Raw genomic sequence first — 14,989 nt, 5'->3', positions numbered from 1 at the left:
CGGTGCGATCAGCGGGTCAGACAAAGGTGTCGAGCACGACGGCGTGCGCCAACAGCGCCTGGGCCGCTGCCGATGCGCCAGCCAGCGTGCGGGCGCGCTCCAGCCAGGCAGCGCTCGGCAGCACCGGGTGGCAGTGTTGCGGCACGAGCTTCAGATGGGGCTGCGGCAGGCGCCACTCGCGCTTCCAGGTGAAGTCGATGCCGCGCTCGAAGTCGAGCGTCACGTGGCGGTAGCGCTGCGACGGGGGCAGCAGCTCCGCTTCCGCCTCGCTCTGATAGATCACCGGGCGGGCGCCCTGCTCGAACAGCCAGCGCCGGTCGCACAAGAACCCCACCGGCGCGTAGTTGATGCCGAAGTCGCGGCCGCCTTGTAGCAGCTTCGCCGAGACCGACAACGGTATCTCGGTGAACGCGACGCAGGCGGTGTCGCCCAGCATGTAGGGCGGCTGCGTCCCGGCGATGTGGCCGTCGGCCAGCGTCTGCACGAAGTCGGCCGCGACGTCGCCGACCGTCGGCTTGAACCAAAAGGTGAGCTTGTCGGTGAGATCGAGGCGCAATCGTCTGTCCATGGTCATTCCTCCCCGTTACGGACCGCTGCGACGACATAGCGGCGCAGTTGCAAAGATTTGAGTTCGATGCCCAGCACCCCGAGCATCAGCAAGACGAACAGCGTGACGGCGGTCGGGGTCAGCCCGATCTGGTCGGACAGCCAGCCGCCCAGGTAGATGACCAGCACCATGCCGAAGGTCGCGAGCGACAGCGCCAATGACGAGACCAGGCCGAGGTCTTCCTTGGGCGTGAGCGTGATCATGTTCTTCTGGCAGAAAACGAAGCTGGTTTCGAACAAGAACAGGTAGACCGCGTAGGCGAGCAGGCTCCAGAACGGCGTGCTGATGAACACCGACGACAGCATCAGCAACGCGGTGCCGGTGCACAACCACCAGGGTTCGGCATGGCCCGCCGCTTGGCGGCGCTGCATCACGAGGGCGACGAACACCGCCCCCAGAAAGAACGACAGACTGGCCAGCGCCTGCAGCAGCATCACGCCCCGTTCGCCCATCTGCAGATGGGTGATCGGCAGCAGCGCGCGGGCGATGTTGTGAAACCCCTGGAAGAACGCCGTGGTCAGGATCACATAACCGAAGTTGCGCATCAGGTCCGGATGCCGGCGCAGGCTCGCAACGGCAGCGCTCAGCACCTGGTGGAAGCGCGGGGCATCCGGCCGGGGTTGCCAGGCCGCCGTGCGGCCCAAGCTGAGATAGAGGGCCGCGGCCAACGCGAAGCTCAGCACGTCGAGCAGCGCCACCTGGGTCAGGCTCAGGTGGTCGATCAACACCGCGCCGGCCAGCGAGCCGAGCGAGATGCCGAGGAAGGTGGCGGTGCCGATCAGTGAGGCGGCCCGCTCGAGCAAGGGCTCCGGGATGTGCTCCTTCATGGCCACGACACGCGCCGACTTGCCCACGCTTTCGGCCAGCCCCCGCACGAACAGCAATGCAAACACGACCGGCGTCCAGCCGATCAGCACGCCGATCAGCAGCGACACCGCGCCGCCGGCGCCCTCGCAGACACCTGCCAGGCGCGCCGAGCGGAAGCGGTCGGTCAACCAGCCGCCCAAGGGCGCCGAGAACAAGGCCGCCATCCACTGCGTGCCGAAGACCGAGGCGGCGGCGAAGTTCAACCCGGTCTCGCGGTACATGTACACCGACAGCGACAGCATCAGCAAGAAATTGCCGACGGTGCTGACGAAGATCGCGAGCCACAGCTTGGTGAAGCTGCCGGTGCGCAACAGTTCTTTCATGACGTTCCGTTCCTCAAAGGCGGCGCGGCCGGCTCACAGCACATAGCGGCTCGGATCGATGCCGTTGCGGCGCGCGACCACGTCTGCCTCGTCGCAGATCCAGTGGCCGAAGTCCTCGGCCAGCTGGCGCTGCGGTTCGGTGTCCGGCGTGGGCGAGATGGCCCATTCAAGCGCCCGCCAGCAGTCGGGCCCGCGCTCGGGATACAGCTCCGCGAAGGTCGCATAGCAGGGATAGAGGTCGCGTGTGTAGCGCCGGGCGCGGTCGAGCGTGAGGTCGAACGCGGCGCGCACCAGGGCTTTCATGAACCACTGACAGGTGGCGATCTGCTGTGGCGGCGGTGCCTGTTGCTCCGCCGCCAGGCGCTGCGCATAGAGCGCGAGCCGTTGTCGCAGGTAAAGGGCTTCGGCCATCAATTCGGGGCCGACGCGGTAGGGGGCGAGCGCGGGCCCGAGGTCTTCGCCGTGCAAACAGGCCGATTGCGTCTTCACCAGAAAGGCCCAGGTGCTGTAGTAGCTGCCGGTGACCGCGCTGCGGCGGCAGGCGTGGAACTCGAAGTCGGCCAGCCCGGGCGCCGCCGCGTGCAGCCGCTCGAGCAACTCGGGCGGCAGCAGCGGGCAGGACGGCGACGCGGCGTCGTCGACCACCGCAAAGGTGTCGAGGTCGGACACGCCGTCCACCGCGGTGCCGCGGGCCACCGAGCCGCGCACATAGACCGAACGCAGGTGCGCACCGAAGCTTTGCCGGTAGTGCTCGATCACGAGCGCCGCCAACGCCGGCGGCACATGGTCGGCGCGGCAGTCGTTGACCAGGTAGCCCTCGGCGTCGACGGGCAGGAACGCACCCATCGGGCGCGGCGACAAACGGGGGGCGGTGGTGTTCATTTCTTTTCGGCGCTGGCGCATTTCTCGAAGGTGCGCACCGCGATCTGGACCGCACGAATGGCGGTTTGCCATCCGGCGAAAGCGGCAGCCAGTTCCAGCACCTCGACCACCTGGACCTGGCTCCAGCCCGCCTTCAGCGCGGCGCCGATGTGGAACTCCAGCAAGCCCTCGTCGCTGGCCTGGTGTGAAGCATGCGCGACCGCGAGCAGCAGCTTGGTCTTCAGGTCGACGGTCTGCTCGCCCGCATAGAAATCGCCGAACATCTCGATGGTGCGGCGCTTGAAGCGCGGCGCATGGACCCGCATGCCGTGCAGCAGGCCGTGTTCGTTGCCGAGGTCGAGCTCGATCTCTCGCAGCAGGGCGAGCCCGCGCTCGAAGCGGGTGTCGTCTTGGGGGGTGTTCATGGGCACGGCTTCTTCCTGAAGATCAATCTTGGTGGCGCAAACGGTCCTGCAGGGGGCGGCTGGCGGGACGCTGACGCCCCGCGCGCTGCTGCAGGAACTCGCGGCGGCGGTCGAGCTTGTCGGCGTCCACACCGCCGGGGACGACCGGCGCGCCCGATGTACTGCCACGCAAGTGTGCGGCGAGCGCGGCAATGCTCGGGTGCTGGAACAGGTCGACCACGCTCAGCTGCTCGCCGAACTGCTGCGCCAGCCGGTCGCGCGCCTGCACCATCGACAGCGAGTTGGCGCCCAGCTCGAAGAAATTGGCCTCGCGGTTGGGCGCGGCGGCCAGGTCGAGCAGTTCGGCCCAGACCGCAGCGATCTGACGCTCCACCGCGTCGGCCGGCGCGCTGCCACCGCTGGTGCGCAGGTTCACGAACGGCGCCGGGTCGGGCAGGCGTTTGCGGTCGACCTTGCCGCTCGAGGTCAGGGGCAGCGTCGCGCGCTCGATGAAGTGTGTCGGCACCATCGCGGCCGGCAGCCGGCGCGCCAGCGCCTGCTTGAGCAGGCCCACGTCGAGCGCGACGCCCGGCTCGGCCGGCGTGTAGAAAGCGCACAACCACTGGCGCCCCGCGCCGTCCTCGTACAAAGTGCTGGCGCAGTGCGCAATGCCCGGCTGCTGGCCGAGGCAGGCGTCGATCTCGCCCAGTTCGATCCGGTGGCCGCGCAGCTTGATCTGGAAGTCGACCCGGCCCTGGAACTCCAGCACGCCGTCGCCGCGCCAGCGGCCGAGGTCGCCGGTCCGGTAGAACCGCGTCGGCTGCGCTTGGTGCGGCAAGCAGCGGCTGACAAAGCTGGCGGCGCTTTGCTCGGGCTGGCCCGTGTAGCCGTCCGCCAGGCCCGGCCCGCTGATCCAGATTTCGCCGATGGCGCCCACGGGCAGGGGCTGGCCCTGTTCGTCCATCACATAAAGCGACGTGTTGGGGTTGGGCGTGCCGAGCGGCACGGTGAGCGCTTGCGTGTCGGCCTCTTGCACCAGATGCGTCGCACTCGTCATCGTCGCTTCGGTGGGGCCGTACTGGTTGAGGATGTGCAGGTCGGTGCCGAAGCGGCGGCGCGCTCGCTCGCAATCGTCGCCTCTCAGCCGCTCGCCGTTGAGGCCCAGCACACGCAAGCCGCCTTGCCACGGGGTGGTGTCAGCGTCGGCTTCTGCCAGCAAGGCACGCAACAGGGTCGGCACCATCGACAGCACATGGGTCGCGTGGGCCGATTGCAGGGCAGCGACGATGCGGGCCGGGTGTTTGGCGGTCTCGTCGTCGACCACCACCGCCGTCGCGCCGCTGCCGAGCGTGGCGAACAGGTCGCGCACCGAGGGGTCGAAGCTGAACGAGGTCAGCTGCAGCACCCGGTCGCCGGGGCCCAGGCCCAGCTTGCGGATCAAAAACAGCAGGTCGTGTGCGACACCGCCGTGGCGGATCAGCACACCCTTGGGCACACCGGTCGAGCCGGACGTGAACATCAGATAGCAGGGGCTGTTGCCGCCGACGGTCACCGCCGGGGCTTGCGAGGGGTGCACGCGGTCGGCCGGCGACCATGGGCTCAGCACACGTGCTGCCACGGTGGCGGCCGACGCCGCCAGCGCCTGGCGTTGCCCTTCGTCGACGATGGCCCAGCCGCAGCGCGCCTGATCGAGCACCAGCCGGCGGCGTTCGCTGGGCCATTCAGGGTCCACCGGCAGGTAGGCCGCACCGGCCTTGAGCACCGCCAGCAGCGTGACGATACGCGCATGGCCGCGACCTTGCAGCACCGCCACCACCTCGCCGCCGCGCAGGCCTTCGGCGAGCAGCCGGTGGGCCAACTGGTTGGCGCGGGCATCGAGTTCCGCGTAGTGCAACTCGCCTTCGACACGGCTCGACAGCGCGACGGCCTCGGGCGTGCGGCGCACCTGCTGCTCGAACAGCCGGTGCACGGTCTGATCGGTGGGCAGGTCCGGGTCGACACGTTGCACCACCGCCTGCAAGGCGCGCCAGCTTGGCGGGTCCAGCAGCGTGTGCTCGGCGAGCGGACGCTCGGGTTGCTGCGTGAGGCTCTGCAGCAGTGTCAACCAGGCCTGGGCGACACCTTCGATGGTGCTGCGGTGGTACAGCGCACGGCGGTAGTCGAGATAGCCGCTCAGGTCGCGACCGCTGTCGAACAAATGCAGGTTCAGGTCGTACTTCGCGCCGGTCTCGGCGCCGAGCTCGGCCGCTCCGAGCGCTTGCACCTCGAGCGGGTCCAAGGCCAGCGCGCCGACGTCGACCGGGTCCATCACGAACTGGGTCTGGAACACCGGCGACAGGTCGAGCATGCGGGGCGGGTTCAGCGCGTCGACGAGGTCTTCGAACGACACGCGGCGGCGCTCGCGGGCGAACTCGAGTGCACGCGCGGTGCGGTCGATCAAGGCCGAGAAGTGGGGCGTGTCACTGCCATCCACCCGCACCGCAAGCGTGTTGAGCAGTGGGCCGATGACGTCTTCGCTGCCCGGTTCGTCGCGGCAGACGATGGGTACGCCGACCACCACGTCGTGCTGCCGCCGGTAGCGCGACAGCAACCAGCACCAGCTGGCGAGCAGGACGCAGAAGCCGGAGGTGGCGTGTGCGGCGGCCAGCGCCTGGATTTGCGCCCGCAGCGACGGCGGCAGCGACAGGTCGATCCGGCCGGCGGCCCGATCGGTCTGCTGCCGCTGACGCGGCCAGTCGGTCGGCAAGGACGAGTCGTGCGGTGCGTCGCGCAAGGCGGCCGTCAGTTCGTCGCGCTGGCGCCGGTAAGCGGCGTCATCCCGGTCGCGGGCCTGGCTCGCGGCAAGTTGGGCGAACTGCAGCGGCGGGTTGTCGTCCAGCAGGGTGGCGCCGCCGCGGCGCCGCAGCGTGTAGGCGCGCCCCAGGTCGGCGAACAGGGTGCGCAGCGACAGACCGTCGCAGACGATGTGGTGCAGGTTGGCGAGCAACAGGCATTCGTCGTTGGACACCCGCAGCAGCTCGAAGCGCGCGAGTGCTTCGTGCGCGAGGTCGAACGGCCGGGCGAGGAAGGCCGCCACCTGGTCGCGCACTTGGTCGGCCGGGGCCGATGTTTGCACGATCGGGACGTCGGCGACGTCGCCGACGGCCAGCATCGGCAGCGGCTGGTCGGCGCTTTGCTGCAACCGGCTGCGCAAGATCCAGTGGCAGGTGACGACGTCGCGCAGCGCGGCGAGCAAGGCGGGCACATCGGGCCTGCCGCGCAGCCGATAGGCGGCGGACATGTTGTAGCTCGCGTTCGGTCCTTCGAGGCGGAACAAGAACCACAGGCGGCGCTGCAAAGGTGTCAACGCGACCGGGGTGGCGGCGTCGACCTGCAGCAGCGGGTGTTGCACGTCGGGCGGGGTGTCTTCGAGCACGCCGGCCATGGTTTGCAAGGTGGGGTGGCGGAACACGAGGTCGACGCTCAGGCGCAGCTGGTGTTGTTCACGCAAGGCACGCACCAGTTCAAGCGCGAGCATCGAGTGGCCGCCGAGCGCGAAGAAGTCGTCGTCACGGCGCGGTAGCCGCTCCAGGCCGAGCAGCTGGGCCCAGACGGCGGCGAGGTGGTGCTCGCGCGGGTTCAGCGGTGTCGCGTCGTCGCTCTCCGTCGTGGCCACGCGCTCCGGCAACTGCTGTGGCAGCGCGTTGCGGTCGACCTTGCCGCTGCGGGTCAGCGGCAGGGCCTCGAGCGCCACATACCGGGCCGGCACCTGGTAGCTCGCGAGTGTGCCCGCCAGCGCCTGGCGCAGCCCGTCTTCACTGTGCGTGTTGTGGCCCTCACGGCCCACGTAGAAGGCGGCCAGCACGGCATTGCCACGCGCATCGCGGCGCACCGCGACAGCGGCCTGGGCGATGCCCTCGAGCGCCAGCAGTGCGGCCTCGACCTCCCCCAGCTCGATGCGGTAGCCGTTGAGCTTGATCTGCTGGTCGCGCCGGCCCAGGTACTGCAAACGCCCATCGGCTTGCTGCTGCACCAGGTCGCCGCTGTGGTAACGCCAGCCGTTGACACCGCACCCGCCGGAGCGGAACAGCTGGGCGGTCAGCTCGTCGCGGCCGACGTACCCCAGGCCCACACAATCGCCGTCGATGCGCAACTCGCCGACGGCGCCAGGCGGCAGCGGCTGGGCATCGAAGTCGACCACCTCGAGCCGACAACCCGGCACCGCTACGCCGATGGCGATCGGTGCGGTGGCCTGCGCCAGGTCCAGCGGCAGCAGTTCATAGGCGACCACATCGGAGCACTCGGTGGGGCCATAGCTGTTGACGATCTGCACCGGCCCGTGGCGCTGCTGCCAGCGGCGCAGCGGCTGCAGCGCGATCGGCTCGCCGCCGAGCACGACGTGGCGCAGGCTGCGCAGCGCGGTGTCGCCTTGCGGGTCGGCCTCGGCCTGCAGCAGCAGCGTCTGGAAGGCCGTGGGGGTGCAGTTGACCAAGGTGCTGCGCTGCGCCTGCAAGGCCTGTGCGATCGCTTGCGGGTCGAAGCGCTCGGCAGCGGGGAAGCCGACCACGGCACCGCAGGTCAGCGGCGCGAGCAAATTCTTCTGCGTCAGGTCGAAGCTGGGGTTGCTGATGACCAGCACCCGGGTGTTCGCGTCGACGCAAGTCTCGCGGTACCACTGCACCAGCTGGGTCAGGCCACGCTGGTGGACCCGTGCCGCCTTGGGCCGGCCGGTCGAGCCGGAGGTGAAGATCAGATAGGCCGGGTCGCGGGCATCGGCGGGCGCAGGTATCACCGGCTCGAGGTCCACTGCCGATTCAAGATTCAACGCGAGCCAGAGCGCCTCTCCCAGCGGGGTGCTGCCGGGCAAGGCGAACACCGCATCCAGCCGCGCGTCCTGCACCATCAGTGCCAGGCGTTCGGTGGGCTGGTGCAGGTCCAGCGGCGCATAGGCGGCGCCGACACAATGCGCGGCCAGCGCCGCGACGACCAGCGAGGGGCCGGGTGGCAACAACACACCGACCTGTTGGCCGCGGCCGATGCCGGCGTCGCGCAAGGCGCGGCTCGCACCGCTGACCTGCTGCCAGAGCTGGGCATAACTGAGGGCATGAGTGCCTTGCACAACCGCCGGCGCGTCCGGCGTGCGGGCCACTTGCGCGTAGATCTGCTCGATCACGCTGGGGCCCTCGGCCACCGGCACGTAAGGTTCCACGCGCGCCGGCGCCAGCGCGACGGCGCCGAGCGGCCGGTCGGGCGCCTGCACGACCTGTTCGAGCAGCCTCACATAAGCCTGCGCCAGCGTGGCCGCCTGGTCTTCGTCGAGCACGGCCTGGCGGTATTCGAGCACCCCCAGCAGGCGCTCGCCGCGCTGCTCAACGGTCAAATTCAAGTCGAACTTGGCCTGGCTGGCCTGGTAGCGCAGCAGCTCACCCTGCAGCCCGGGCAGCTGCAGGTCCAGCTCGGAGACGGTCTGCAGGCTGAACATCAGGTGGGCCGGCACCTCCAGGCCTTGCGCTCGGCAGTGCTGCACGATGCGCTCGAACGGCACACCGTGGTGCGCCAGGGCCTGCAGCGTGGTGTCGCTCTCCTGCTGGGCCCATTGCCGCAGGCTCAAACGGCTGTCGATCACGCTGACGCTGGGCACGGTGTTGGTCAACAGGCCGACCAGGTCCTGCAGGCCGGCGGCCTGCCGGTTGGCCACCGGCACCAGCAGCGCGACCTCGCGCTGGCCGCAGTACTTGCCCAGCAGCAGCTTGTAGCTGGCCAACAGCCAGTGGTACAGCGTGATGCGGCTGGCCGAGGCGAGGCGCTGCAGATCGTGGGCCAGCGTGGCGGGCAGCTCGAACAGATGCTGGCCGCCGCGCCAGTCGTCGGGGGCCGCTTCGCGCGGGCTCAGGCGCAGCGGCTCGGGCCGCTCGGCCAACTGGGCCTGCCAGTAGGCGAGGGCGGTCTCGTGGGCGCCTTGTTCGTCCTGGCGTTGCTGCCACAGCGCGACATCGGCCATGCTCAGCGAGGCCGTGGGCCAACTGGGCTCTTGGCCCTGGGCCAGCGCTGCATACGCGCGCCCGAGGTGCTCGAGCACCAGGCCCAGGCCCCAGCCGTCGATGGCACTGTGGTGCACGCAGATCAGCAGCACCTGTTCGCGCGGGCCGCAGCGCAGCAACCGCAGCCGGGCGGGGGCATGTTGCGCGAGGTCGAAGGGCGGCTCGGCGTAGTCGTGCAGCAGCGCGACGGCATCGGCCCCCGGGGTGTCCACCACCTCCAGCTCGGGCCCCTCGGGCTGCACCTGCTGCCACAGCCGGCCGTCACGCTCGACCAGCCGGGTGCGCAAGGCCGCATGCTGCTGCAGGCAGTGCGCGACCGCGGCGCGCAGTGCGCCCTCGTCGAGCTCGCCTTGCAGGCGCAGGCCAGCCGCGATGTGATAGGCGCTGCCCATGCCTTGCTGGGTCAGCAGCCACAAGCGCTGTTGGCCCACGGTCGCCGGCACAGGTGTGTCGGGGCAAAGGTCGGCCTTGGGGATACCGCCGGGCGTACCGGCCTCGAGTTGTGTGAGCCAGGTCAGCACTTCGGCCTTGTGGTCGCGCAGCAGCTGCGTGGTGGCCGCATCGAGTGCACCCTTGGGCGCGGTGATCTTCAACTGGCCGTGCTCGCCGCGCAGCTGGATGCCACGCCCGCGCAGCCGCTCGATCAGCAGCAGAACGTCTTTGCTCACAGTTCGACTTCCTCGAGTTCGGTGGCGGCGCCAGACGTGTCGTCGGCAGCGGCCGGGCGGGCCGACATTTCGCGCAGCAGCTCGGCCTGATCGGCGAGCACGGGCACGGCGATCAGGGCCGCCAGCGGCACATCCAGCGCCCACTCGCGCTTCAGTGCGGTGCGCAGTTGGACGGCCGACAAGGAGTTGCCGCCCAGCTCGATGAAGTGATCGCGACGCTGCGTCGGCGTGGTGCCGAGCACGGCGCCCCACAAGGCGGCGAGCTCGGTTTCCAGGCCGGGCTGGAGCGGGGTGGCGTCGCGGCTGTCGGCCAGCTGGACCGTAGGCAAGGCTTTGCGATCGACCTTGCCGTTGAGCGTGCGGGGCAGCTGCGCCAAGGTCACGATCACCGACGGCCGCATGTAGCTCGGCAGCTGGCGCGCCAGGTGAGCGTTCAGTTCGCGTTGCCGCACGGTGTCGTCGCCCGCGCCTTGCCACACCACATAGGCCACCAACGTCGCATGCCCTTGCCCCGACGGCACGACATGGGCCACCGCCTCCTGGACCGCATCACCTCGCAGCAAGCAGGCTTCGACCTCCTGCAGCTCGATGCGGTAGCCACGCACCTTGACCTGGTGGTCACGTCGCCCCAGGTAGACGATCTCGCCGCCGGCCGTGTAGCGCACGATATCGCCGGTGCGGTAGACGCGCTGCTCGAGGTGGGCGAGCGCGGCCGGCAAGGCGAATGCCTCGGCGGTCAGGTCGTCGCGACCCCGGTAGCCGAGGCTCAGGCCGCTGCCGGCCAGGTACAGCTCGCCGGGCAGGCCCGCCGGCACTGGTTGCTGACGGGCGTCGAGCAAGTAGGCACGGGTGCCGGGCAGCGGCCGCCCGATGGTCTCGCGCCCGCCGGGGCGGCGCTCGGCGCAGGTGGAATACACGGTGTCTTCGGTCGGCCCGTAGAGGTCGAGCACCCGACGCACCCGGCTGCCGGCGTAGAGCCGCTCGACCAGCGCCTGGCGGAACGGTTCGCCCGCGACCAGGGCGGTCAGCACGCTGTCGGGCACGGCACGCGCGGCCACCAGCGCGTCGATCGCCGAGGGCACGGTGTTGATCAGGGTCACTGGCGCCGGCACCGATTCGATCAGGTCGAGGATGCGCTCGACCACCACGCAGGTGGTGCCGCCACACAGCGGCACGAAAAATTCGAACACGGACAGGTCGAAACACACCGAGGTGGAGGCGAGCACCCGGGCGCGCTCCGACTCGTCGAGGGCCTGGTACGCCCAGGCGAGCAGCGCCACCACGTTGCCGTGTGTCACCTGCACGCCCTTGGGCTGGCCGGTCGAGCCGGAGGTGTAGAGCACATAGGCGGGGTCCGCCGGACTGAGCGGGACGGGCCGCACTTCGGCGCTGGCGGCCGTGCTGTCGTGGAACAGGCAGGGGCGGCCACTGGCGGTGAACCGCTGCGCCTGCGCCGGCACCGTGACCACACAACGCGCGCCGCTGCTGTCGAGGATGTGATGCAAACGGGCCGCCGGGTAGTCGAGGTCGAGCGGTACATAGGCGGCACCGCTCATCAGGACCCCGAGCAGCGCGGCCGGCAGGTGACGGTCGCGGGGCAGGGCCACGCCGACACAGTCGCCACGGCCGACGCCCAGGCGCTGCAGCTGTGCACACCACTGCCGCGCCTGCGTCGCCAGCTCGGCATAGCGCAAGGCGCTGCCGCTCGCATCGAGCACCGCCACCGCGTCGGGCCGGGCTGCGACTTGCTGCTGGAACAGCTCGACCAGTGTGGTGCGCCGTACGGTGTCTGGTGTCGCGTGTCCGGCCGCGTTCCACGCCTGCCATTGCAAGGCCAACTCGTCCGCGGACAAATAGTCGGCTCGCGCAATGGGCTGCCGCGGGTCGCGCACGAAGGTCCGCAGCAAGCCGGCGTAGTGATCCAGCACACGGGAGGCGAAGTCGGCCGGCAGGCGTTGCGGGTCGTATTCGAGTGCGAGGCGGGCGCCATCGGCGTGCGGGAACACCAGCAGCGTCAGCAGCGCCTGGCCGGCGCTCGCCGTCACCTGACGCGAGCGCACCCGCAGCCCGGGCCATTGCCCGCTGCTGCGCCATGCCTCACTGCCGGCCAGCAGCGCCGCCGCCGCCTGCCGGGCGCCACCGCGCTCGGGCTGGCAGATGAACACGGCGTCGAACAACTGCGTGCGGCCCGGCTGCCGGCGCCGCACACCTTCGGCGACCTGCATCAACGGCAGGTGTCGGTGGCGCAGCCCGGCGGCGACCGCGTGCGTGGTCTGGTCGGTCAGCGTCTGCAGTGTGTCGGCGTCCGAGAAGCGCAGCGCCAGCGGCACCATGTTGACGGCATTGCCGGGCCAGTCGAGCAGTGTGTCCGGCCGCACCGAGAACGGCATGCCCAGGCACAGCGAGTCCTGCCCGGTGTAGCGATGCAGCAGCGCCGCAAAGGCGGCGGCGAGCAGCACGTTGAGGGTGCTGCCGGTGTCGCGGGCGGTGTCGCGCAGCGCCTTGACGAGATCGCCCGGCAGCGCGCGGTCGACACTGGCCAGCGGCAGCAGGCCCGGGGCGGCGGGGGCGGGCAGTCCGAGGTCGAGATCGGCATCGGCCGCGGCCAATGTGTCCAGCCAGCCCTCGTCAGCCGCGGGGGCGGACGTCGCCACCTCAGCCAGCAAAGCGTGCGGTGCGGGCGCGGGCGGCGCCAGCACGTCACCGGGGGTCGCCACCGACCGCAGCAACTCGTCGACGAGCGCGCCGGCGCCGTGGAAGTCGGTCGTGATGTGGTGCATGCACAGCGCGAGCAGCGGGCCGCGTCCGGCGCGTTCGAGCAGCCAGGCGCGCAAGGGCGGCTCCTGCTCGAGGCGGAAGGGGCGGCGGCGGAAGGCCGCCAGTGCGGCGTCCACCTGCGTCTCGCTCCAGCCGTCGACGCGCTCGCATTGCAGCGCGCAGAGGCGGGCGGCGGCGGGTGTGTCGAGCGGCTGCCAGCGCAGTTCGCCGGCGGGGCCTTCGACGACGTGGCTGCGCAAGTGGCGATGGCGTTCGAGCAGTTGCGCATGCGCAGCCGCAATTCGGCCGGTGTCGAGGTGCGGCTCGAACTCGAAGGCGACCGCCAGGTTGTAGATCGGCGCCTCCGTTTGCTGCTGCTTCAGCCAGATGGCCCATTGATACGGCGTCAGGGTGTCGGTCTCGACCTCGGGCGTCCTCAGCTGGGTGTCGGCGCTCGGTGTCACCGGCTGCACGCGGTCCAGCTCGGCGGCCAGTGCCGCGAGCGACTGGGCGCGAAAGAGCGTTTCGATGGCGGGCGCGGCCCCGAGGCGCCGGGCCAGTCGCGACTGCAGCTCGACCAGCTGCAGCGAGTCGAGCCCGAGCTGCAGCAGGGTGTGTCGGGCGTCGATGGCCGTGGCCGGCACGTCGAGCTCGATCAGCGCGTCGCGCAACGTGGCGTAGTGGGGCGGCAGCGTCGCCGCCGCGGGGCCGCTCTCGCCGCGCCCGGCCGGCAGCCCCAGGTCCACCCGCGTCAGCTCGCCCTGCCGCCACGCCGTTCGCATGAAGTCGCGGCGGATCTTGCCGCTCGAGGTCTTGGCCAGCGTCGCGGGTTTGATCGGCACCAACTCCGACAGTGTCAACCCGTGGTGCAGCGCGACCGCCTCGCGCGCCAACTCCTCGGCCTGCGCGTGCTGATACCCGCGCAATGCGGTGCGAGCGATCTCCTGCACCAACACCAGCCGCTCGCGGCCCGGCTCACCGTCGACGAAGGCGGCGCCGCCGCCGCGCACGAAGCCCGGCCAGGCCTGCTGCACGGTGTGCTCGATGTCTTGCGGGTAGTGGTTGCGTCCGCGCACGATCATCATCTCCTTCAGGCGGCCGGTCACATACAGCTCGCCGTTCGAGAAGAAGCCGAGATCGCCGGTGCGGCAGTAGCGGCCCGCGTCGGCCGCATCGGCAAGCGTCGCGAAGCTTTGGGCATTGGCGTCCGGGCGCTGCCAGTAGCCGCCGGTGATGCTCTCGCCCTGCAGCCAGATTTCGCCGACCTGGCCGTCGGCACAACGGGTGCGCGTGGCGGCATCGACGACCAGCACCGACTGACCACCCCAGACCCGCCCGCAACTTGTCAGCGCCCGGGACGACCGAGCATCACCGTGCGCCGGCCGCACCAGGCCGGATTCGAGCGCGCGGGCGTCGAGGTCGAGCACCCGCGCACCGGCCCCGGGTTCGGGGCCGGTGACGAACAGCGTGCCCTCGGCCAGCCCGTAGCAGGGGTAGAGCGCGCCGGCCGCAAGGCCGTGCGGCGCATAGGCGTCGGCAAAACGACGCAGCGTCTCGGCGCGCACCGGCTCGGAGCCGTTGTACGCCACCTGCCAGCTCGACAGGTCGAGCGAGGCGCGCTCGGTGTCGCTGATCTTGTCCACGCACAAGTCGTAGGCGAAGTTGGGGCCGCCGGTGCAAGTGACACGTTGCTCCGAAATCAGCTTCAGCCAGCGCAGCGGCTTCTGCAGGAAGGCCATCGGCGGCATCAAATGGCAAGGCACGCCCAGATACAGCGGCTGCATGACGTTGCCGATCAGGCCCATGTCGTGGAACAGCGGCAGCCAGCTGGCGAACACGGTGTGGTCGCCGTTGCCCATCGCCGCGCGGATGGTGGCCTGGTTGTGCATCAGGTTGCCGTGCGTCACGACGACACCTTTCGGGTCGCCGGTGGAGCCGGACGAGTACTGCAGGAAGGCGATGCGTTGCCTGTCGGCCTGAGGGTCGCGCCAGTCGTCGGCGCCTGCGTCGCCGAGCGCGTCGGTGCAGACCACCGGCAGTGTGGCGGCCGCCCCGTCGAGGTCGCGTTCGAGGTCACCGCGCGTGGTGTTGTTGGTCAACACGACGACGGCGCCGCAGCTGGCGACCAGCTTTTGCAAACGGTCGGATTTGGAACGGTTGCCGGTGGGCGGATAGGCCGGCACCGCGATGCTGCCGGCGTACAAGCAACCAAAGAACGCGACGATGAAGTCCAGGCCCGGCCGGTATTGCAACAGCACCGGTGCGTCGGCCCAGCCACGGGCCTGCAACACGCTGGCGACCGCTCGCGCCCGGCGGTCGAGTTCGCCGTAGGTGAGCGTGGCCTCGGTGGTGTCGCCGTCTGCCAGGAAGTTGAAGGCCAGCCGCTGGGGCGCTTGCGCCGCCCAGTGGCGGATCACCGAATAGAAGTTGGGCAGGGAGTCGACCGGCTGCGTCATCGTCGGAACCTTTGTGGATACCTGGG

6 protein-coding genes are annotated in these 14,989 nt (G+C 70.2%); all 6 read right to left on the bottom strand.

What is annotated here, in order from left to right; genetic code table 11:
* Positions 1–16: 16 nt before the first annotated feature.
* The 6 genes from AAW51_RS21200 to AAW51_RS21175 are packed head-to-tail and all read right to left on the bottom strand — an operon-like array spanning position 17 to position 14,963.
* The gene (locus AAW51_RS21200; protein WP_047196193.1) at positions 17–568 is read right to left on the bottom strand and encodes a hypothetical protein; all 552 of its coding nucleotides are present in this window, start codon (positions 566–568) and stop codon (positions 17–19) included.
* 2 nt (positions 569–570) lie between these two features.
* Entirely contained in the window at positions 571–1,797 is a 1,227-nt protein-coding gene (locus tag AAW51_RS21195; RefSeq protein ID WP_047196192.1) for an MFS transporter, read from the bottom strand.
* Between the two features lie 33 nt (positions 1,798–1,830).
* Positions 1,831–2,679 (bottom strand): nucleotidyltransferase family protein, encoded by an 849-nt coding sequence (locus AAW51_RS21190; RefSeq protein WP_047196191.1) that lies wholly within the window; start codon positions 2,677–2,679, stop codon positions 1,831–1,833.
* On the bottom strand, positions 2,676–3,083 hold the full coding sequence (locus AAW51_RS21185) for a carboxymuconolactone decarboxylase family protein (protein WP_047196190.1): 408 nt from the start codon (positions 3,081–3,083) through the stop codon (positions 2,676–2,678). The genes AAW51_RS21190 and AAW51_RS21185 overlap by 4 nt, the downstream gene beginning before the upstream one ends.
* A gap of 22 nt (positions 3,084–3,105) precedes the next feature.
* A complete protein-coding gene (locus AAW51_RS21180) occupies positions 3,106–9,750 on the bottom strand; it encodes a non-ribosomal peptide synthetase (RefSeq protein WP_047196189.1) in 6,645 nt (2,214 codons plus the stop codon).
* On the bottom strand, positions 9,747–14,963 hold the full coding sequence (locus AAW51_RS21175; RefSeq protein WP_047196188.1) for a non-ribosomal peptide synthetase: 5,217 nt from the start codon (positions 14,961–14,963) through the stop codon (positions 9,747–9,749). Before AAW51_RS21175 ends, AAW51_RS21180 begins: the two co-directional genes overlap by 4 nt.
* Between the last annotated feature and the right edge of the window lie 26 nt (positions 14,964–14,989).

The sequence above is a fragment of the Caldimonas brevitalea genome (assembly GCF_001017435.1).
GTDB lineage: Bacteria > Pseudomonadota > Gammaproteobacteria > Burkholderiales > Burkholderiaceae_C > Caldimonas > Caldimonas brevitalea.
This window is presented reverse-complemented; position numbering and strand designations above follow the sequence as displayed.